At 67.6% G+C, this 20,997-nt stretch carries 18 protein-coding genes; 13 read left to right on the top strand and 5 right to left on the bottom strand.

Annotated elements, in window-relative coordinates; translation table 11 throughout:
* Positions 1–62 precede the first annotated feature (62 nt).
* Positions 63–4,565 (top strand): transporter substrate-binding domain-containing protein, encoded by a 4,503-nt coding sequence (locus AB4Y35_RS09640; protein ID WP_368704224.1) that lies wholly within the window; start codon positions 63–65, stop codon positions 4,563–4,565.
* 171 nt (positions 4,566–4,736) lie between these two features.
* On the opposite strand, the gene AB4Y35_RS09645 is transcribed toward AB4Y35_RS09640, so the two are convergent.
* The gene (locus AB4Y35_RS09645; RefSeq protein WP_368704225.1) at positions 4,737–5,681 is read right to left on the bottom strand and encodes a LysR family transcriptional regulator; all 945 of its coding nucleotides are present in this window, start codon (positions 5,679–5,681) and stop codon (positions 4,737–4,739) included.
* 239 nt (positions 5,682–5,920) lie between these two features.
* Positions 5,921–6,049: a hypothetical protein gene (locus AB4Y35_RS09650; protein WP_368704226.1), complete on the bottom strand. Its 129-nt coding sequence runs from the start codon at positions 6,047–6,049 to the stop codon at positions 5,921–5,923.
* 85 nt (positions 6,050–6,134) lie between these two features.
* Between AB4Y35_RS09650 and AB4Y35_RS09655 the strand changes: the two genes are divergently transcribed.
* From AB4Y35_RS09655 to AB4Y35_RS09665, 3 genes are all read left to right on the top strand, one after another.
* Positions 6,135–7,265: a porin gene (locus AB4Y35_RS09655; protein ID WP_368704227.1), complete on the top strand. Its 1,131-nt coding sequence runs from the start codon at positions 6,135–6,137 to the stop codon at positions 7,263–7,265.
* Positions 7,266–7,464: 199 nt separating this feature from the next.
* Positions 7,465–7,899 carry a CHRD domain-containing protein gene (locus AB4Y35_RS09660; protein ID WP_368704228.1) on the top strand — a complete coding sequence of 145 codons (435 nt, stop codon included), beginning with the start codon at positions 7,465–7,467 and terminating at the stop codon, positions 7,897–7,899.
* 142 nt (positions 7,900–8,041) lie between these two features.
* On the top strand, positions 8,042–9,010 hold the full coding sequence (locus AB4Y35_RS09665; RefSeq protein WP_368704229.1) for an alpha/beta hydrolase: 969 nt from the start codon (positions 8,042–8,044) through the stop codon (positions 9,008–9,010).
* Here AB4Y35_RS09665 and AB4Y35_RS09670 read toward each other — a convergent pair.
* Positions 8,980–9,855, bottom strand: coding sequence for an EcsC family protein (locus AB4Y35_RS09670; RefSeq protein WP_368692563.1), 876 nt, complete (start codon positions 9,853–9,855; stop codon positions 8,980–8,982). The two genes, AB4Y35_RS09665 and AB4Y35_RS09670, sit on opposite strands and share 31 nt — an antisense overlap.
* Positions 9,856–9,978: 123 nt before the next feature.
* On the opposite strand from AB4Y35_RS09670, the gene AB4Y35_RS09675 reads away from it, so the two are divergent.
* Positions 9,979–11,574, top strand: coding sequence for an MDR family MFS transporter (locus AB4Y35_RS09675; RefSeq protein ID WP_368704230.1), 1,596 nt, complete (start codon positions 9,979–9,981; stop codon positions 11,572–11,574).
* Between the two features lie 87 nt (positions 11,575–11,661).
* Positions 11,662–12,138 carry a MarR family winged helix-turn-helix transcriptional regulator gene (locus AB4Y35_RS09680; protein ID WP_368704231.1) on the top strand — a complete coding sequence of 159 codons (477 nt, stop codon included), beginning with the start codon at positions 11,662–11,664 and terminating at the stop codon, positions 12,136–12,138.
* A gap of 23 nt (positions 12,139–12,161) precedes the next feature.
* Here AB4Y35_RS09680 and AB4Y35_RS09685 read toward each other — a convergent pair whose 3' ends face one another.
* Positions 12,162–13,442: an amino acid deaminase gene (locus AB4Y35_RS09685; RefSeq protein WP_368695702.1), complete on the bottom strand. Its 1,281-nt coding sequence runs from the start codon at positions 13,440–13,442 to the stop codon at positions 12,162–12,164.
* Between the two features lie 127 nt (positions 13,443–13,569).
* Here AB4Y35_RS09685 and AB4Y35_RS09690 point away from each other — a divergent pair, with 127 nt between their 5' ends.
* The 3 genes from AB4Y35_RS09690 to AB4Y35_RS09700 all read left to right on the top strand — a co-directional run bounded on the left by AB4Y35_RS09690 (position 13,570) and on the right by AB4Y35_RS09700 (position 16,504).
* Entirely contained in the window at positions 13,570–14,502 is a 933-nt protein-coding gene (locus AB4Y35_RS09690; protein WP_368704232.1) for a MurR/RpiR family transcriptional regulator, read from the top strand.
* Positions 14,503–14,536: 34 nt separating this feature from the next.
* Entirely contained in the window at positions 14,537–16,030 is a 1,494-nt protein-coding gene (locus tag AB4Y35_RS09695) for an amidohydrolase family protein (protein ID WP_368704233.1), read from the top strand.
* Positions 16,031–16,114: 84 nt separating this feature from the next.
* The gene (locus tag AB4Y35_RS09700; RefSeq protein ID WP_028201897.1) at positions 16,115–16,504 is read left to right on the top strand and encodes a RidA family protein; all 390 of its coding nucleotides are present in this window, start codon (positions 16,115–16,117) and stop codon (positions 16,502–16,504) included.
* A 48-nt stretch (positions 16,505–16,552) separates the two neighbouring features.
* On the opposite strand, the gene AB4Y35_RS09705 is transcribed toward AB4Y35_RS09700, so the two are convergent.
* Positions 16,553–16,897: a helix-turn-helix domain-containing protein gene (locus AB4Y35_RS09705; protein WP_368704234.1), complete on the bottom strand. Its 345-nt coding sequence runs from the start codon at positions 16,895–16,897 to the stop codon at positions 16,553–16,555.
* Positions 16,898–17,464: 567 nt separating this feature from the next.
* Between AB4Y35_RS09705 and AB4Y35_RS09710 the strand changes: the two genes are divergently transcribed.
* The 4 genes from AB4Y35_RS09710 (at position 17,465) to AB4Y35_RS09725 (ending at position 20,975) form a co-directional block, all read left to right on the top strand.
* Positions 17,465–18,412, top strand: a complete 948-nt coding sequence (locus AB4Y35_RS09710) for an IclR family transcriptional regulator (protein WP_368704235.1) — start codon at positions 17,465–17,467, stop codon at positions 18,410–18,412.
* Positions 18,409–19,425, top strand: a complete 1,017-nt coding sequence (locus AB4Y35_RS09715; protein ID WP_368704236.1) for a 2-dehydro-3-deoxygalactonokinase — start codon at positions 18,409–18,411, stop codon at positions 19,423–19,425. Before AB4Y35_RS09710 ends, AB4Y35_RS09715 begins: the two co-directional genes overlap by 4 nt.
* 96 nt (positions 19,426–19,521) lie before the next feature.
* The gene (locus tag AB4Y35_RS09720; RefSeq protein ID WP_368692571.1) at positions 19,522–20,199 is read left to right on the top strand and encodes a 2-dehydro-3-deoxy-6-phosphogalactonate aldolase; all 678 of its coding nucleotides are present in this window, start codon (positions 19,522–19,524) and stop codon (positions 20,197–20,199) included.
* Positions 20,196–20,975: an SDR family oxidoreductase gene (locus tag AB4Y35_RS09725; protein ID WP_368704237.1), complete on the top strand. Its 780-nt coding sequence runs from the start codon at positions 20,196–20,198 to the stop codon at positions 20,973–20,975. Before AB4Y35_RS09720 ends, AB4Y35_RS09725 begins: the two co-directional genes overlap by 4 nt.
* Positions 20,976–20,997: the final 22 nt, after the last annotated feature.

Below are 20,997 nucleotides of genomic sequence, written 5' to 3' on the forward strand. Positions count from 1 at the left end.
ACCGCATCTTCCGTCTTCGCGCGCGCCCGGCTGCATCGTGGCGGGCGCGCGGACTCGCGTGCGTGTCCGCCTGCCTCGGCGCGCTCGCTGCGGCATGGCTGCTCGCGTTTTCCGCGGCGGCGGCCAGCGCCGCGACTTCGTGTGAGCGGACAAACGAGGGCGTCGAGCTCTCGCGGCAGGTCGCCCCGACGTTGCCGCGAGAGCTCGTCGTCGGCGTGGTCGAGGGGGGGCGGCCACCGCTCGAAGTGCTCGACGGCGCCACGCTCACCGGCTTCAGCGCCGACTATCTGCGCCTTCTCGCCGGTGCCGGCGTCATGCTTGAGCCGCGCGTCTTCGCAGACATGCCGGCGTTGCTCGCGGCGGCCTGCGCAGGCGATATCGACATCGTGATGAGCGTTGCGCGCACGCCGTTGCGCGAGCGTTGTCTCGCTTTCACGGTGCCGTATCTGAGCGGCACCACGGCATTTGTCACGCGAGCCGGGAATACCGCGCTCGCGACCCAGCCGGCGCGCCTCGCGCGTGCGACGTTTGCAGTCGAGCGCGGCGACGCCCTCGAATCGGTATTGCGCGAGCGCTTCGCGCAGGCACACTTCGAAACCTTCGCGAGCACGCAGGCGGCGCTGCGTGCCATCGCTCAGGGGCAGGCCGACGTCTACGCAGGCTTTTCGCCCGTGGCGCGCTATCAGCTCACGCTCGAAGCATTCGGCGATCTGCGCGTCGCCTTCGAGGAGCGCGAGCGCGTGCGCGAGTTGCGTTACGCCGTGCCGGTCTCCCGGTCGGATCTGCGCGACCGGCTGGACCTCCTGCTCGCCGGCGTGCGGCCTGCCGCGGCGGCGGCCGAGCGGGCACGCTGGTTCCAGGGCGACGCGCCGGGGCAGGTCTCGCCGTCCGGGTTCAGCCTGAGCGCCGACGAGCGCGCGTGGCTGCGTGCCTTGTCGCCGCTGAAAGTCGGCTACGACAGCGGCTGGCTCCCGTTCAGCTTCACGAGCAAGGCCGGCGAGTCGTCGGGCATGGCCGTCGACTATCTCGGCTATCTGGGGCGCACGCTCGGCGTGACCTTCGAGCGCGTGCCTGTTTCTCCGTGGACGAGCGCTGGAGACGCAATGCAGCGCGGCGAGATCGCGCTCGCCGCAACCTCGGTGGGCGATGGCGTGTTCGGCTCAGGCGTCGTCTACACGGAAGCGTTCGAGCACTATCCGCTCGTCATGGTGGGGCGCCGCGACGAACCGATGGCGCGCTCGCTGGCCGACTTTGCGGGCCGCCGCATCGTGCTGGCGCCGCACACGCCGGCCATGCAGGAGCTGCGGGGTACGCAGGTCGTGCGCACCGCAAGCCTCGACGCGGGACTCGCCATGGTCGTGCGCCACGAGGCCGATGTGCTGGTGGGCAACGCGGCCGCGCTAGACGCGCCGCTCAGCGGCACCTATCTCGACTCGCTGAAGGTGCTGGGAGCGGTGGGCGTCGACGATTCGACGGCATTTGCCGTGCGCTGCGACCTCGCCCCGCTCGCGCGGCTCATCAATCGCGCGCTCGACGCGATGCCGCCCGTCGAACAGCAGCGCATCCGCAATCGCTGGACCGCAGCCGTCTCCACCCAGGCTGGCGGCTGGAGCGTGAACGCGCTGCGGCTCCTGCCGCTCCTGATCGTGTTCGGCGTGCTGCTGCTCGTCACGCTGCGCGCCTACGTGTTGCTCCAGCGCGAAATGCACCGGCGGCGGCGCGCGGAGCAGGTGCTCGCGCGCCAGGTGGAACTGCAGGACACGATGATGGAGATGATCCCGTATCCGCTCGGTGCGCGGGATCTCGAAAACCGCTACCTCGCGGTCAATCGCGCCTACGAAGAATCGACGGGCCTCGCGCGCGCCCGGGTGCTCGGGCGCACGGGTTCGGCCGTGATGGCGTGGGGGCCCGAAAACAGCCGCCGCATGGACGATCTCTACCGGCTCACGATCGTCGAGGGGGAGAGCCAGCGTGTCGAGTTGACGTTGGAGAATGCGCCCGGGGAGCCGCGTCATGGCATTTTCTGGACGCGCCTGTGCCGCGACCTCCACGGCGCGCCGTTCTGCGTGCTCGGCACGATGATCGACGTCACCGACATTCGCCGCGCCGAGTTGCGCGAACGCGAATCGGAGCGGCTTCTCTCGGAGGTGACGGGGTCGCTGCCCGCGATCGTGTTCCAGTTGCGCCGCTCGCCCGATGGCCGCTACTCGTTTCCGTACATTGGCGGCGACACGCAGCGGCTCCTCGGCGACACCGTCGATGAGCTTCGCCGCGCGCGATCGGTCGATCTCTCGCGGGTGGGGCGACATGACCGCGCGCGCCTTGCCTCGCGGCTCGAACGCTCGGCACGCCGGTTCATACCCGTGCACGCCGAGTTCCGCTTTCAGGGCGCGGCCGGGTTCGTGTGGGTGCGCGCGGAGTTCGCGCCGCGCCGTGCCGAGGACGGCGCGATCGTCTGGAGCGGCTATGCGCTCGATGCGAGCGTCGAGCACGCGCGCGCAGACGAACTCGAGCACGCACGCGATATCGCCGAGGCGGCCTCTCGCGCGAAGGACGATTTCCTCGCCATGATGAGCCACGAGATCCGCACGCCGATGAACGGCGTACTGGGTCTCGTCGAGGTGCTCGAGCGCACGCCGCTGAACCCGGACCAGGCGCAAATGGTCGACATGGTGCACGAATCGGCGGGGGCGCTGCTGCAGATCCTCGACGACCTGCTCGACTACTCGAAGATCCAGGCCGGCCATCTCGTCATCGACTCGCAGCCGTTCGACGTGCGCGAACTCGTCGACAACGCCGTCGGGCTGCTGGCCGCGCGTGCGCACGAGAAGGGGCTGAAGGTGCGCGTGGATGTGGAGCTGGAGGTCGCGTCGCAGTTGCGCGGCGACAGCGTGCGGCTACGGCAGATCCTTTTCAATCTGCTTAGCAATGCGATCAAGTTCACGCCGGCGGGCGAAGTGAGCGTGCACGTTCGCGCACGCGATGTCGGCGCACGCGGCGGCGCGCCTGCCTGCCAGCGGCTGTCGATCGCGGTGGCCGACACGGGGATCGGCATTGCGCCCGAAGCGCAGGCGCAGCTCTTCGAGCCGTTCGTGCAGGCCGAGACCTCGACCACGCGCCGCTTCGGCGGCACGGGGCTCGGCCTCACGATCTGCCGCAAGCTCGCCGCGCTGATGGGCGGCACGCTCGAACTGGAGAGCGAAGTCGATCGCGGCACCTGCCTGACGCTGCATATCGAACTGCCCGTGGAGGTGCGTAGCGGCGCGGCCGCCGGGCTGCGCGGCAAGCGCGCGCTCGTGGCGTGCGAGGAGGCGAGCATCGCCGCCGCATTGATGCATTTTGGCTCGGCGCTCGGCATGGCAATGCGCCGCGTCGCACCAGCCGACCTCGCCCGCGCCGCGAGCGCGGACAAGGCCGATCTGGTGTTCGTGTCGGAAGCGCTGGCCGGGCGGTTGGGCAAACCCGGTGCGCCTGTGCTTTGCCTGACGGACAACCCGAAGCCAAGCGGTTATCGCATCGCCGAGAGCGGCGTGCGCGTGAGCGTCAACCCGTTGTCCTGGCGGGGCTTGAGCGCCGTTTGTGCGATGGCGCTGGCGGGGCTGCCACTCAAGCCCGCCAGCCCGTCGCGTCCCGCCGCCGATGTCGAAACGACGCTCCCGGCGCCCGATCGCGAGCAGGAACGCGCTGCCGGCCGCCTCATCCTCGTGGCGGAGGACCATCCGGTGAATCAGGAGCTGATCCGTCATCAACTGGCGCTGATCGGGTTCGCGTGCGACGTCGTCGACGACGGTGCGAAGGCGCTCGAAGCGCTGGCCGAATGCGAATACGGCTGCCTGATCACCGACTGTCATATGCCGAATGTATCGGGCTATGATCTCGCGCGGCGCGTACGCGAAATGGAGCACGAGGCGCACGGCGCGCGGCGCTTGCCGATACTCGGCATCACGGCCAATACGGCGCCCGAGAACATGAGTCAGTGCAGCGAAGCGGGCATGGACGATTGCCTCGTCAAGCCCACGCGCGTGGCCACGCTGCGCGAGTATCTCGCGCGCTGGTTCGGCGTGGAGGGCATGCAGCGCACCCTGCAGGACGAGGCCGCGCGCGAGGCGGGTGCGAACGGACAAGGGGCGGGGCAAGCCGCGTCGAGGGCGGCGGAGCCGGCTTCGCCGGGGCCCGGCAGTTGCGGCGGAAAGCTCGCGGAAAAGCCGGCAAGCGCACGGACGTTCGAGGCGCTGGATCTCACGCACATGATCCAGGTTTGGGGCGGCGAGGCGACCGTGAAGACCTTGCTCGGCTCGTTCGTTTCGGCGATGCGCGACGACTTCGACGCCTTGCCGCCGCTCCTCGAACAAGCCGATGTCGCGCGCCTGCGCGAATGGCATCACCGGCTCGCCGGTGCGGTGGGCGTGCTGCAGTATCCTGCGCTGCTCGCCGAACTCGAGACGTTCCGCAGTCACATGAACAGTCACACTGCCGGGCAACTGCGCGAGGAGGGCTACGCGCTCATCCGCACTTGCCAGGCGATGCTGGTCGGAATCGAGCAGCAGGCCGCGCTGCTCGCGTGAATGATGTACATCAGGAAATCGATGCGCGCAGGACAATAGCGGGCAAAAAGCAGGCGAAAAAAAACGCGGCCGAAGCCGCGTTCAAGCTTGGAGACCCTTCGATGAAGAGTCACTTCTCGCAATTCGTAGCTTAGTCGCCGCGCGACGAGAAATCGAGATAATTTCGATCAATTAACTATTACAGGAAGTGCTGGTAATCGCGCTTGTTGCGGCGGTGTCGTGCCGGCGAAACCACTCGACGGTGAAATCCACGAACGAGCGTGTTTTTGCCGGAACGTGGCGGCGGCCGGGGTAGACGAGCGAGAACTCCTTGTCGGCGTCGCGGATCTCCCACCCGGCGAGCACGTGCACGAGCCGGCCGGTCGCGAGATCGGCGCCCACCTGGTCCGCTGGCAGGATCGTGATGCCCATCCCCGCGATCGCGGCCTGGCGCAGCATCACCGAGTTGTTCACGGCGTATGCCGGCTCGATCAGCACGGGTTTGCGCTCGCCGCCCGGGCCTTCGAAGTGCCATTCGTTGCCGTGAATATCGGCGGACGGCGCAAGCAGCGTGTGGCGGGCGAGATCGGCGGGGCACCGCGGCGCCGCACGGCTCGCGAGGTAGGCGGGCGAGGCGACGGCGACCGGCGCGACGCTCAAAAGCGGACGGCGGATCAGCGTGCCGCCGCTCACCTGACGCGGCGCAACGATGCCGGCGTCGAATCCTTCCTCGATCAGGTCGACCGGACGGTGCAGCAGCGTCAGCAAGAGCCGGACTTTCGGGAACGCGTCGAGGTAGCACTTGAGCATCGGCGTGAGATCGTGCAGCGAAAACGATGCGTGCGCAACGACGCGTAACGCGCCGGACGGCACCGACACGCCATGCGCGATATGCGTTTCGACGCGCGCCAGATCGTCGAGGACCTGCCGGCAACACTGCGCATAGGCGGCGCCTGCCTCGGTGAGCGACGCGCTGCGCGTGTTGCGGTTGATGAGCCGCGTTTCCAGATGGGCTTCGAGCAACGCCACGTAGCGGGTGACCACCGCGTTCGACAGGTTCAGACTCATCGCCGCGCGGCCGAACGAGCCGTGCTCGGCAACGCTGACGAACACACGCATGGCCTGAAGCTGATTCATGTTTTTGGGGAGCGTGGCCACGAGGGGATGGGTACTGCGATGAAAACCTGGAAGTTGGAACAGACGGACTGGTGTTTGCCGGGACGGATATTAGCGATGCACGTCGGGCGAGCGGAATGGGACTCGTCCGAATGATGCTTTATCCCGAATTGGGGTGTTGCCCGACTGCAACGCTTTATCGGGATACCGAATGGAATGATCAGATAAAGAGAAAAACGAGATAAGTCGTGAGCATTGAGTCACAGGCGTTTGAGGATTTTGCCGCCAGCGGAATCAATTAATTCGAAAAGGCTTTTGTCGAGATGGCGGGTGGCTCGCCAATAGGGCCGCCCATAAACTTCGCTATGCAAATCAATGCGGCGCTTCATTCACCGCGCTGCGGAATCGCCATGCCGGCATGAGGCCGGCGACGGCATTCAGGTTCGCCGAAAGGCCTTGCATCGAAGGAAGCATATGAAAAAGAAACTGGCTATCGCGGCGGCAGTCGCCGCGACTTTTGCATCGGCGTCGTACGCGCAAAGCAGCGTCACGCTCTACGGAATTGTTGATGCGGGTCTCACCTACACGACCAACATCGACGGCAACCGAAATTTCGCGATGACGAGCGGCAACCTTCAGGCGAGCCGTTGGGGCCTGCGTGGCGTCGAGGATCTCGGCGGCGGCCTGAAGACGATCTTCACCCTCGAAAGCGGCTTCAACGTCGCCAACGGCCAGCTGAACGGCGGCCTGTTCAATCGGCAGGCATACGTCGGTCTGACACACGACCAGTACGGCACGCTCACGTTCGGTCGCCAGTTCGACTCGATGATCGACTACGTCGGTCCCCTCGCCGCGGTGGGCAGCTGGGGCGGCACCTACACGGCGCACCTGCTCGACAACGATGACCTGAACGGCACGTTCTCGCTCAACAACTCGGTCAAGTACACGAGCCCGAACCTCTCGGGCTTCGAGTTCGGCGGCCTCTACGCGTTCTCGAACCAGGCCGGCGGCTTCGCGGTCAACCGCGCGTATAGCGCCGGCATGAGCTACGCGTACCAGGGCCTGCGTCTTGGCGCGGCCTACACGCAGATCAACGGCGTGAATGCCAACGGCGGGGGCGCTGTCCAGGGTTCGCCGATGGCGAACACGCTCGGCGTGCTCAGCGCGCTCGGCGGGAATGAGCGTCAGCGTAACTGGGGCGCGGGTGCAAGCTACACCTATGGGCCGATGATCGGCGGCGTCGTGTTCACGCAGTCGCGCGTCAACGACCCGCTCGGCAATTCGCTGCGCTTGAACAATATCGAAGCCAATGCACGCTACAACCTGACGCCGGCGCTCGGCATCGGCGCGATGTACACCTATACGAATGCGAACGGCCCGGTGCTCGACGCGAACGGCAGCAACTCGGCGCACTGGCACCAGTTCGCGCTGCAAGCCGACTACGCGCTGTCGAAGCGCACCGACGTGTACCTCGAAGGCGTCGGCATGTGGGGGGCAGGCGCGAACGCCGTGGGCCTGACGCAAGTCGGCTACACGCCGGACGGCGGTGTCTCGTCGAGCAAGAACCAGGGGATCATCACAACGGGTCTTCGTCACCGCTTCTAGGAATTCGGTGGCTTCGGGCACCGGATGGCAGGTAGTACTTGGGTTGAAGGGCGCCGCTCGCGGCGCCTTTTTTTGTTGCACGCAGCTTACGTCGGGCCGACATCGGCGCAGCGGACGCGCCTAGCGGATTTGCTCTAGCATGTGAGGGCGCGGTTTTGCGCCTTCTGGTGCAGCGCGCCACAAAAACAGGAGAAATTCCATGAATTTGTTTCGTCCGCTGCAGCTCGCTCTCGCTCTGTGTGTCCTCGCCTCCAGCGCCGCGTATGCCGACACCGTCGCGCTCAAGGCCGATCTCGAACCGTCCAGCGAAGTGCCGCCGCGCGTGAGCCAGGGCCACGGCATGCTCAATGCCACTTTCGACACGTCCACGAAAACGCTGAACTGGACGATCACCTATGAAGGCCTCTCCGGCCCGGCTGCCGCCGCGCACTTCCACGGCCCTGCGCCGGTCGGACAGAACGCTAATGTGCAGGTACCGATTCCGAAGGGCGAACTGGCGAGTCCGATCAAAGGCTCCGCTACGCTCAACGAGCAGCAGGTCACCCAGCTGATGGGCGGACAGTGGTATTTCAACATTCATACGGCGCAGAACCCGTCAGGCGAGATTCGCGGTCAGGTGCTGCCCGCCAATTGACCGGCGCGCGATCGTTCGCCTCACTCGCCGTACTGTGCGCGCCGCGCGTTCCCGCGATCGAAGTCTGATTGCGGGACGCCATCGACCGACCGCCGCCGAGTGCTGGTCGAGGCCGGTTTGAGTGCTGCGGAGGGCTGAGCCGATGAGCTGGCAAAGCAGGCTGATCTGCAGGTTCTTGCGCCGCACTTTTCTGCCGCAAACTCGCAAGTCGATCAACGTCGCGCGCGTGCGCATGCTGACGGCGAGGCGCATCTGGACGCCGGGCGTGCCGGGCGGCTGGCGCTTGCGCGAACAGTACGACGCCGCCGATGTTCCGATGCGCGGCGAGTGGCTCATCCGCGAGCGCTCGCCCGCGCATCGCACGCTCCTTTATCTGCATGGCGGCGGGTACTACTTCTGCTCGCCGCGTTCGCAGCGCGCGATTTCGTTTGGTCTGGGCAAGCGCGCTGGCGCCGACGTCTTCTCGCTCGACTATCGCCTCGCGCCCGAGCATCCGTTTCCCGCCGCGCTCGAAGACGCGTTGGCGGCGTACCGCCATTTGCTCGCGAAAGGAACGCAACCCGGCTCGATCGTGATTGGCGGGGATTCGGCGGGCGGCGGGCTTGCGCTTGCGACGCTCGTGGCCTTGCGCGACGCAGGCGACGCGCTTCCCGCCGGCGCCGTGCTCTTTTCGCCGTGGACCGATCTTGCGGCGACGGGCGCTTCGATACGCGAGAACGACGGGCGCGATCCCATGTTCAGCGGCGCGGTATTCAAGCGCATCGCGCCGTTTTACCTCGGCTCGGCCAGCGCGACCGATCCCTATGTGTCGCCGCTCTATGCAGACTTTCGCGGCTTGCCGCCGCTAAGCCTGTTCGTCGGAAGCTCCGAAACGCTGCTCGACGACACGCGCCGCGTCGCCGAGCGCGCGCGCGCCGACGGCGTGTCGGTGGAGTGCGAGATTGCCAGCGGCATGCCGCATATCTGGCCGATCTATGCGCCGTTCATGCCCGAGGCGCGCCGCACGCTCGACGTCGCCGCGAGCTTCGTGCGCCGCGTGACGCCTGGGCCGGCGCGCGGCGACGAGAAACCGCAGCCGCCTCAATCGAGCGAGACGTCGATCGCGTCATAGGCCGCGTGCACGGCGGCTTCGCCGTAGCGGCGCTCGAGCCGGCGCACGGTGAAGTGCCCATGCGCCACCTGCTGGAAATGGTCGATGAACACGGTGTTGACCATGGCGCCGAGCACCGCGCCGATGGCCGGTATCGATTTCGCCGCGACCTGCTCGCTCACCTGCACGGAGAAGCGCGCGGCCACGGTCTGCATGAGCTTGAGGAGCGCGGTTGAGCCGTGGGCGGCGAAGCCCTTGGTCGCCATTTCCGACGACGCTGCCGATACCGCCTTCGCGAGCGCGCCGCGCGCGATGAAATAGCCGAAGTCGGCTTCGTCGTCGGCGGCCGAGCGGCCGCCCATGCCGAACACGGTCAGACATTGCAGCTGCGTGTCGGTGCTGGCCAGATTCTCGCCTTCGCTGCGCGCGATGTCGCAAATCGAGCGAAACATCAGCGTGGTCGTGACGGGCAACTCGACCGGCAGCGCGAAAAGGCCGAACGCGCCGCCCGCCGCGCCCGTGGTCGCCACCGCGAACTTGTGCAGCAGGTTGCTCGGCTTCGTGCTCCCACGCGCTTCGGCCGTGGAGAGGGCGCCTTGCTTGCCGAGCGTCTTCAGCGCGAGCTGCAGACACTTGCGCAGCGCGGCTTGCGTCGCGTCGGTCACCTTGTCGTTCGCGACGCCGGGCAGCCGCGCGATCAGCTTTTCCACCGGCGCACCCACGATCGCTGCGAGCTTCATGCCGAGCGGCGGCGTTTCGAGCTCATGTTTGGCGCGCCGCAGCGCGTCGAGATCGGCCTCGGTGAAGGCCGCGGCGGCGCCCGCGCGGGCTGGATCTGCGGCGGTCGGCTCGGTCGTGGGTTCCATTGCGCTCCCATATTTTCAGCAACGACGGCGAGGGCATCGCCGCCGTTCGACGCCTCAGTGTAGTGGATCGGAGCGTGCTATGATGATTAATCTTTGACGCGTCAACCGTTGCTGGATCAAAAAATGGCCGTTCATACCGCCGCCCACCATTCGAGCGGGCAGGTTCTGCCGTTCCGGGAGTCGCTGCTCGCGATGCTCGGCGTCTCGTTCGTGACGATGCTCGTCGCGCTCGACCAGACCGTCGTCGGTACCGCGCTGCCGACCATCGTCGCCGAACTGCGCGGCTTCGAGCTTTACGCGTGGGTCGCCACGTCCTACCTGCTCACCTCGGTCATCACTGTCCCCATTTTCGGGCGGCTCGGCGACTATTACGGGCGCAAGCCGTTCGTGATCGCGTCGATCGTCGTCTTCACCGCCGCTTCCGTGCTGTGCGGCGCGGCCAACAGCATGCTGTTCCTCGTGATCGCGCGCGGGCTGCAAGGCATCGGCGGCGGCATGCTGGTCGGCACGGCGTTCGCCTGCATTCCCGACCTCTTCCCCGATTCGGTCGTGCGCCTGCGCTGGCAGGTGCTCATGAGTTCCGCGTTCGGCATCGCCAATGCGGTCGGGCCGTCGCTCGGCGGCTTTCTCACGCAGTACTACGGCTGGCGTTCCGTGTTTTACGTGAATCTGCCCGTTGGCCTGCTTTCGCTGTTCTTCGTCTGGAAGTATCTGCCGCATCTGCGCCACGTCGCGCACGAGGCGCGCATGCGGCTCGACTGGCCAGGTGCGCTCCTCATCGCGGTCGCGCTCGGCAGCCTGCAGCTTTTCGTGGAACGTCTGCCGGGGCGCGGTCTCACCGCGTCGGCCATCGGCCTGCTCGCTCTCGCGCTGGCAGCCGGCTGGGCGCTCTGGCAATGGGAGCGGCGCTGCCCCCAGGCCATCCTGCCCGTCGACATGTTCCGCAACGCGAGCCTGAATGCGCTTTTCACGCTCGCCGTGCTGGGCGGCTTCACGATGTTTTCGCTGCTCTTCTACGCGCCGCTCCTGTTCCAGGGCGGCTTCGGCATGACGCCGAAGGAAGCGGGCGTCGTCATCACGCCGCTCGTGGTGTTCATCACGATCGGCAGTATCGCGAATGGGCGCATCGTCTCGCGCATCCGCAATCCGAACCTGATGCTCTACATCGGCTTCGCGATGATCGCAGCAGCCTGCTTCGCCGTGGCGCTCGCTACGCGCAACACGCCGCGCGGCCTGCTCATGACGCTCATGATCGTGGCTGGCATCGGCCTCGGATTCGTCATGCCGAACCTCACCGTGTTCGCGCAGCAGACCGCGGGGCGCGAGCATCTGGGCATCGCCACCGCGCTGCTGCAGTCGCTGCGCATGATCGGCGGCATGATCGGCACGGCGCTCACCGGCACGATGGTCACGCAGCTCTACTCGAGCGGCGTGCAACGCGCGCTCGACGCCGACCACGCCACGCACTGGCTGCCGCAGCTCGTCGACCCGCAGATCCTCATCAACCGCGACGCGCAGGCTTCACTGATCGCCGATCTCGCGCACGCCGGGCATAATGGCGCGCCGCTGCTCGAAGCCGCGCGCGAGGCGCTCGTGGGCGCGATTCACCTCGGCATTGCCGTGGCGGCGGCGATCGCGGTGGTGTCGATCTGGCAAACCCGGCGTGTGCCGCCTGTGAAGCTGCAGCGCAAGGTGGAGCCCGTGATTCACGCGGATTGAGACGTTCCGCCCCTGGCGGGCACCGGCACAGGCCCCGGCACGGACCCCGGCAAACGCGCGGCGATGAAGCCGGCAGGAAAACAAAGCATGGAAATTCAGGATCGCATCGCCATCGTGCAGCAGTTTGGACGGACCTACCGGACGTTCATGTCGGCGTTCGAGGCGCAGGTTGGACACCCGCTGCCGCGCTGGCGCATTCTGCTCGCGCTATACGAGCAGAACGGCGAGTCGTCGCAAAAGCGGCTCGTCGAGCGGCTGCGCGTGGACCCGGGCGCGCTCACGCGCCAATTGAAGGCGCTGGAGGCGCTCGGCTGGATCGCGCGCCGCGCCGACGAGCGCGACAACCGCATCACCAACGTGACACTGACCGACGCCGGCCGCGCCGTGACCGAAGAGGGGCTGCCGCGCCGCAACGCGTTCCTGAACGTGACGATGTCGCTGCCCGACGACGCGCTCGCGGCGCTGTCGAGCGCGTTGGGGATGATGGAGGCGCGCATCGGCGAGGCGGCCACGGCGGCGGCCGCGCTCGGGCAGGCTCAGGAGGCCGAGCGGGAAGCGGGCTGAGCCTGCGCCGATGCGCGCTGCGTTCAGAAGAACGTCTCGATCACTTCCGTCACGCGATATTTCGCATCGACCATCAGCACCTGGCGCCACTTGTCGAACGTGAGGCAGGGGTGCGAGATGTCGAACGCGATCATGTCGCCGACCTTGAGGTCCGCGCCCGCCGGAATCTTCAGGTAGGCGTGCTGATCCATCATCTGGAACACTTCCCAGCCTTCGCTTGCCGCCACTTCGCGCGGCGCGCCGCCGTTCGCGGGGCGGTAGTGGCGCGACGGTTCCGGAAAGCCCGCGTCGAACGCGGCGTCGCGCTTGCCGAAGCCGATGATGGCGCGGCCAGGCTCCGGAATCGACTGCACGTAGGCCCAGAGCTGCAGCGCGGGCAGCAGCGCCACGCCCATTTCGCGCGCCACGGGGTTGCGCGTGAGGATCTGCGACTGAGCCTGCTTGTAGACGCCCACGTCGTGCGTCACGTAACAGCCGGGGCGCAGCACCACGTCGATCGCGCCCGCCTGCGTGGCCGGCGCGAACTCCTCCGCGACGATGTCGTACCAGGCCGAGCCCGCGCCCGAAAGCAGCGCGGGCGTGCGCGCGAAGCGGCCCGCGGCGGCCAGTTCCTGGGTGACGTTCAGCGCGTCGCGCAGGAAGGTGCGCACTTCGCTTTCTTCCTTGAGGATGCCCTCGTAGATTTCCACACCCGCCAGCTTGAGCGAGTCGGGATAGCGCGCGATCGCCGCGAGCACGGCGTTGCGCGTGTCGGTGTCGCGCACGCCCGTGCGGCCGCGCGGCACGCCCAGTTCGAGCAGCACCTGCAGCGTGCGGCCCGACGCGCGGAAGAACTCGCCCAGGTGCTCCACGCCTTCCACCGAATCGACGAGGCAGAAGAACTCGAAGGTTGCATCGCTGAGCAGTTCGGCGATGATCGCCATGTTGCGCCGGCCCACGAGCTGGTTCGCCATCAGTACGCGCGTGATGCCGCCGCGGTAGGCGGCGCGCGTCTGGTGCGCCGTGGCGAGCGTGATGCCCCACGCGCCGGTGTCGATCTGGCGGCGAAAGAGCTGCGGCGCCATCGTCGTCTTGCCGTGCGGCGCGAGCTTCACGCCATAGCGCGTGACGAACTCCTGCATCCACTTGAGGTTGTGCTCGACGCGGTCGGCATACAGCACCGCTGCGGGCAGGCTCACGTCCTCTTCGAGTAAATTCCATTCGAGGCGCCCGGCGTCCCCGAGCGGCACGCTCGCGCCCGGTACGTTGCCAAGGCCCTTGCTGTTCGGGTCGATCGTTGCACTCTGATAGTTTGTAACTTTCATTTCCCTTCGCTCCATATGCTTCATGCGTCCCAGCTACGCCGGAGTCCTGCGAACCGGCGTTGACTCGGAGATAGTACACAAAGTAACATCGCTTCGTGAATTGTTATTTATTAACAGACTCCCTGCAATGAACACCGCCGCCGATCCGGCCCGCTTCGACATCGTCGCGCGTATTGCGCAATGCGTGCCCGAACTGCGTCCGGCCGAGCGCGACGTGGCCGCGCTCATTCTCGACGATCTTGCCAGCGCCGCGCGCGCGAGCATCGGCGAGCTGGCGCAGCGCGCGGGCGTGAGCGTCGCCTCCGTCACGCGCTTTGCGAAGGCGGTGGGCTGCCACGACGTGCGCGAACTCAAGCTGCGGCTCGCCCAGGCGGCCGCCGTGGGCGACCGCTTCCTGCGCGGTGCGGCAACTGGCGCTTCCGAAGGCGCGGGCAAGCCGCGCGCCGCCGACGCCAACGGCGAAGCCGAACCGCTGGCCACGCGCGTCTACGACGAAATTCACACGGCGCTCGCGCGCAACCACGAGCTGCTGTGCCAGGCGCCGTTTGCGCAAGCCGCCGCGGCGCTGGCGCAGGCCCGCATGATCTATGTGTTCGGCATGGGCGGCGGCTCGAGCGCGCTCGCCGACGAAATGCGCTTTCGCCTCGTGCGCCTGGGCCGTCCGGTGGCGTCGTACCAGGACAGCCTGCTGCAGCGCATGGTGGCGAGCACACTCTCGCCCGAAGACGTGGTCGTCGCGCTTTCCGTAACAGGACGCGTGCCCGAACTCGTCGACGCGTGCCGCATCGCGCGCGACTACGGTGCGAAGCTCGTCGCGCTCACCGCGCCGGCTTCGCCGCTCGCCGCGCTCGCCGACTGGCTCGTGCCGATCGTCGCGAGCGAGACCGATTTCATCTACAAGCCATCGTCGTCGCGTTACGCGATGATGATGGCACTCGACGTGCTCGTGACCGAGCTGGCGCTCGCGCAACCCGAGGAAAGCCGCGAGTTGCTGCGCCGCATGAAACACACGCTGGACGCGCATCGCGGCGGCGGCGAACGCCAGCCGCTCGGTGACTGAGCGTCCAACCAAGAGCCATCCTGAGGAGACGCGCATGCATTCGCACCCCGAAGCCGCCGACACGCTGATCGTCGGCGCCATGCTTTACGACGGCACCGGCGCGCCGCCCGTCGAGCGCGACGTGGCGCTGCGCGACGGACGCATCGTCGCGATCGGCAACCTGTCGAACTGGCTCGCGGAAGAGGTGATCGAGGCCAATGGGCGCGCGCTCGCGCCGGGTTTCATCGACGTTCATACGCACGACGACACGCACGTGATCCGCGCGCCGCAGATGCTGCCCAAGATCAGCCAGGGCGTGACGACGGTGGTGGTCGGCAACTGCGGGATCAGCGCTTCGCCGGTGACGCTCAGGGGCGATCCGCCCGACCCGATGAACCTGCTCGGCGAGCGCGACGCGTTCAGCTATCCGACGTTCTCCGCGTACGTCGATGCGGTCAACGCGGCGCGGCCCGCCGTGAACGTGGGCGCGCTGATCGGCCATACGGCGCTGCGCAACAACCACATGAACGACCTGAAGCGCGCCGCGACCGGCGACGAGATCGCGGCCATGCGCGCGCAACTCGAAGACGCGCTCGCGCACGGCGCGCTCGGCCTTTCCACGGGCCTCGCGTACGGCTCGGCCTTCGAGGCTTCGACCGAAGAGGTCGCCTCGCTGGCCCAGCCGCTCGCCGCCGCCGGCGCGCTCTACACGACGCACATGCGCACCGAGTTCGACGCGATTCTCGAAGCGATGAACGAGGCGTACCACATCGGCCAGCATGCGCGCGTGCCGGTGGTGATCTCGCATCTGAAGTGCGCGGGTCCTTCCAACTGGGGGCGCAGCACGGAGGTGCTCGCGTCGCTCGAAAGCGCGCGCAAGTATCAGCCGGTGGGGTGCGACTGCTATCCGTATAGCCGCAGCTCTTCGACGCTGGATCTCAAGCAGGTGACGGGCGACATCGACATCACGATCACGTGGTCCACGCCGCACCCGGAGCAGGCGGGCAAGCTCATCAAGGACATCGCAGCGGAGTGGGGCGTGTCGCAGCAGGAGGCGGGCAAGCGTCTGCAGCCGGCGGGCGCGGTGTACCACAACATGTCCGAAGACGACGTGCGCCGCATTCTTTCGCATCCGGCCACGATGGTCGGCTCGGATGGACTGCCCAACGATCCGCTGCCGCATCCGCGCCTGTGGGGCGCCTTTCCGCGCGTGCTCGGGCACTACGCGCGCGACGCGGCCTTGCTGCCGCTCGAAGAGGCGGTGCGCAAGATGACGGGCCTGTCGGCACGGCGTTTCGGTCTTTCGCAGCGCGGCGAGGTGCATGTGGGCTGGCACGCCGACCTCGTGCTGTTCGACCCCGCCCGCGTGCGCGACGCCGCGACCTTCGAGAAGCCGCAGCAGGTGGCGGAGGGCATCGACGCGGTATGGGTGAACGGCGTGCTTTCGTACCGCGACGGGCAGCCCACGGGCGAGCGCGCGGGCCACTTCGTCGCGCGCGGCAAACGCGAGGCGCAAGCCGAGACCCAGGCTGAGGCGAATGCCTTTTAAGCAGGCTTTATCGATCAAATTTCGACCCCCGGCGCGCGTGGCCCAAAGAGCTGCGCGCGCCGCACGATCTCAAAGGAGCAAACGATGAAACGAATTGGAGCGGAAGGCGGCAAGGGCCAGGGCGGACAGCATCTGCCGTTCGCGCGCGCCGTGGAAGCCGACGGCTGGCTATACGTCTCGGGCCAAACGCCGATGGAAGGCGGCGAGGTGATCAACGGCGGGATCGTCGAGCAGTCGCACAAGGCCATCCAGAATCTTTTCGCGATCCTGAAGGAAGCGGGCTACGGCGCGGAGCACGTGGTGCGCTGCGGCGTGTGGCTCGACGACGCGCGCGACTTCACCTCGTTCAACAAGGTGTTCCGCGAGTACTTCGGCGAGCATCCGCCGGCACGCGCTTGCGTGCAGTCGAGCATGGTGGTGGACTGCAAGGTCGAAGTCGACTGCGTGGCCTACAAGGCGCCGGCCGGGAAGTAAGGGCGCGCCTCGAAGTTGCATGAAGCGGTTATGAAGCGGCTGCCGGAGTCATCTGGCAGCCGTTTCTTCTTGCGTGCCGCCGTCGCGCGGCGAGGCGGCGGTAATGCGCAGCTCGATCTTCATGCCGGCCGCGACGGCCATGTTGATGAGCGAATCGAGCGAGAACAGATCGATCTTGCCGCGCGTGAGGTCGGACACGCGCGGCTGCGTGACGCCGAAGAGCGCGGCGGCCTGCGTCTGGCTCATCTTGTTGCGCTTGATGTGCTCTTCGAGCGCGATCATGAGGTCGCTGCGCAAGGTCATGTTCTGGGCCGCTTCGGGCGTGCTCTCGAGTGCGTCCCACACGCTGTCGAAGCGCTGGTGCTCGTGGTTGCGGCGCTTTACGTGATTCATGGTTTGGACTCCTTGTTGTTCAGTGCGTCGCGATAGCGGCACTCGACTGGCTTGGGTTGGTTTAGGTTATACAAGTTTTTATATGACCTCCAGAGCACTGGGCGGCCCGGCGTGCACCAGGAATGATGTGGCTCAAGTCTCTGCAGGACCCAGCGGCCGCGCCCCCGCTTGCATTAAGCACGGCGCGGTTTCTGGCCCTCATTAGCCATTCGGCAGATGGCACTCGCATTAGTCGATTTTCCCAATATATGAGCGACCCAATCACATATTGGAGAACTCGAAAAAACCTGCCTACAATCCAGTCCATCCGATAAGCCGCGACTGCACTGCGCGGCAAACATCGTCGGCAGACCCAGATAAATCCGGCGCACGCGCGAGACGCGGAGCGAACCGGACCGCAAAGGAGACGTTCGCCATGCTTCAGCCAGCGCTTTGCGCGGCCACGCGCCGCCCGCCGCTACCTGTTCGAGCCCCGGCCGCCCGCGCGCCGGGCCGTCTCCCGAAGCACGGTTCGCGCGCCGCCTGACGGCACGCGCCTTTCGATCGTCTCTTTTCATCGCCCTCGCCATGAACAAAGCGATGTCTTCCACACTCGCCGCGCACCTCCCCGACGAGGCCGCGCCCGAGCAAAACGCCGCGGCAAGCTCCGCGCAAGCGCAGCCGAAAGCCCGCCCCGCCGCCGACGAAATCGGCGTCGCGAGCACGTTGCTCGACGGCTCGATGCAGCAGGCCGGCACCCAGACGCTCCTGCGCGGCCTCGCGATCCTCGAAGCGGCCGCCGCCGGCGTGCGCGACCTGCGCTCGTTCGGCGCGGTGCTCGGCACGACGCGCAGCACCACGCACCGCCTGGTTTCGAGCCTCGTGCAGGCGCGCTACCTGCGCCAGGTGCAGGGCGGCTACCTGCTCGGGCCGAAGCTCATCGAACTCGGCACCATCGCGCTCGAGCAGATGCCGCTCACGGCCGTTGCGCGCCCGCATCTGCAGGCGCTCGCCGACGAAACGCTCGACACGATCCACCTCGGCGTGCGCGACGGCGACGACGTGCTGTACATCGACAAGATTCCCGGCCAGCGCGGCCTCGAAATGCGCTCGCGCGTGGGGCACCGCATGCCGCTCGCGTCCACGGGCATCGGCAAGGCGATGATGCTCGACCTCGCGCCGCAATCGTGGCGCGACCTGTTCGACGCGTCGCGCCGCACGCTCGCGGGCGTGAGCTTCCGTCCCGATCACAGCCTCGAACCCGATACCTTCCTCAAGCGCATGGCGACTTACTCGGCGGGCGGGTACACGTTCGATCTGGAGGAGAACGAAATTTCGATCCGCTGCGTGGCGGCGCCCGTGCGCGACGCTTCCGGCGCGATCGTGGCGGCACTGTCGGTGGCGAGCACGATTCCCTACATGCCGCTAGAGCGCATGGACGAACTGATTCCCGTCGTGCAGCGCGAGGCACGCGCGATTTCGCAGGAACTGGGCTGGCGTGCGCCGCAGCCCACCACGCGCAGGATTCGTCGATGAAAGCACGCGAGAAGTCTGTAAGCGGCGCGGCCATCGACGCCGCGATCGCTCGCGACGCCGCGCTCATCGCGCTCGACTGGGGCACGACCTCGCTGCGCGCGTATCTGTTCGATGCGGCGGGCAAGGTGATCGCCACGCGCGTTTCGACGGCAGGGATCATGAACCTGCCTGTGCCCGCCGAAGAAGGCGGCTTCGACGCCGCCTTCGACGAAGCATGCGGCGTGTGGCTCGCGCAAGCGCCCTCGCTGCCCGTGCTGGCCGCGGGGATGGTCGGCAGCGCCCAGGGCTGGGTGCAGGCGCCTTATGTCGAAACGCCCGCGAGCGCCCAGGCGCTGGTGGCCGGCATCGTGCGCGTGCGCGCCGCATCCGGCGCCGAAGTCGCCGTGGTGCCGGGCGTGCTGGAGCCGGGTGCGCTGCCCAACGTGATGCGCGGCGAGGAAACGCAAATTTTTGGCGCGCTTGGCGCATCGGGCGACCAAGCCGAGCCGCAAACGGCGCTCGTCGGACTGCCCGGCACGCACGCGAAATGGGTGGTGGTGGAGGGCGAGCGCATTGCGCGCTTCTATACCTTCATGACGGGCGAGGTCTACGCGGCGCTGTGCGCGCATACGATCCTCGGCCGCACGATGAAGCATCCCGTCGAGCCCGACACGGCAGCGTTCCTGCGCGGCGTGAGCGTGGCGCGCGAGCAGGGCTGCGTGGGGCTGCTCGCCACCGCGTTCAGCACGCGCACGCTCGGCCTCACGGCCCAGCTCGCCGCCGACGAGCAGCCCGACTATCTCTCGGGCCTCGTGATCGGCCACGAACTGGCGGGCCTCGAGGCGGCGCTGGCGCGGCGCGACGTGGCGCTCGCTGGCTGCGCGCCGCAGCTGATCGGCGCCGAGGCGCTGTGCGAGCGTTACCGCATGGCGCTTGCCGCATTCGGATGCAGCGGCGCGCATCTCGTGCGCCAGGCGACCGAACACGGGCTTTGGCGCATCGCCGTGCAGGCCGGGCTCGTCACGCCGCGCTAAACGCGTGCCGATGGGCCGATGAATCGAACCCGCTGCGAACCCGCTGCAAATGCGCTGAAGCGAACCAGACACGAAGCCACGCAACAGGAAGCCGACATGGAACCCGAACTGAATCTGCCCGCCCCGTACACGCCGCACGCCGGCTTCGTCGCCGCGTTCGGCGCCTGCGGCATGGTCGCGATCGTGCGCGGCATCAAGCCCGCCGAGGCCGCCGAGCATGGCCGCGCGCTCTACGACGCGGGCTTCCGGTTGATCGAGGTGCCGCTCAATTCGCCGCAGCCGCTCGACAGCATCGCGGCATTGCGCGACGCGCTGCCCGACGACGCGATGATCGGCGCGGGCACCGTACTCACCACCGAGCGCGTGCGCGACGTGCGGGAAGCGGGCGGCGAGCTGATCGTGATGCCGCACGCCGATACCGACGTGATCCTCGCCGCCAAGCTCCAGGGCCTCGCCTGCGTGCCCGGCGTCGCCACGCCGACCGAAGCGTTCGCGGCGCTCAAGCACGGCGCCGACGCGCTCAAGATGTTCCCCGCCGAGCAGCTCGGTCCGGCCGTGACGAAGGCGTGGCGCGCCGTGATTCCGCCGATCGTGCCGCTGCTACCCGTGGGCGGCGTGAAGCCCGACAACATGGGCCCGCAACTGGCCGCGGGCGCGAGCGGCTTCGGCCTTGGCTCCGCGCTCTACAAGCCGGGCCAGGACGCGGCGGCCACGCGCGCGAACGCGCTGGCCTTCATCGAAGGCTGGAAAGCTGTGCGAGGAGCGCAAAAGTGAATCGCCTCGCGGGCAAGGTCGCGCTCGTCACCGGCGCCGGACGCGGCATCGGCGCGGCGATCGCGCGCGCGTTCGCGGCCGAGGGCGCCGCTGTCGTGCTCGCGGAGCTCGATGGCGCGACGGCGGCTGCGACGGCGCGCGAGATTGCGAACGCATGCGACGGCGCGCGAACGCTCGCCGTGCAAACCGACGTGACGCAGCCCGTCTCGCTGCGCGCCGCCGTGGAAGAAGCGCAACGCGCGTTCGGCCCGGTCGACGTGCTCGTGAACAACGCCGGCATCAACGTGTTCGCCGACCCGCTCACGATGACCGACGACGACTGGCGCCGCTGCTTCGCCGTCGATCTGGACGGCGTGTGGAACGGCTGCCGCGCGGTGCTGCCGGGCATGGTCGAGCGGTGTGCGGGCAGCATCATCAACATCGCCTCGACGCACGCGTTCCAGATCATTCCGGGCTGCTTCCCGTACCCGGTGGCCAAGCACGGCGTCATCGGGCTCACGCGTGCGCTCGGTATCGAGTACGCACCGAAGAACGTGCGCGTGAACGCCATCGCGCCCGGTTACATCGAAACGCAGCTCACGCACGACTGGTGGAACGCGCAGCCCGACCCGGAAGCGGCGCGCAAGGCCACGCTCGAGTTGCCGCCGATGAAGCGCATCGGCCGCCCGGAGGAAGTCGCGATGACGGCGGTGTTCCTCGCCTCGGACGAAGCGCCGTTCATCAACGCGAGCTGTATCACGATCGATGGCGGCCGCACGGCGCTCCATCACGAATGAGCACGTTGAAAAAGTAATGCGC

The organism is Paraburkholderia sp. EG286A (genome assembly GCF_040965375.1).
Taxonomy (GTDB): Bacteria; Pseudomonadota; Gammaproteobacteria; order Burkholderiales; family Burkholderiaceae; genus Paraburkholderia.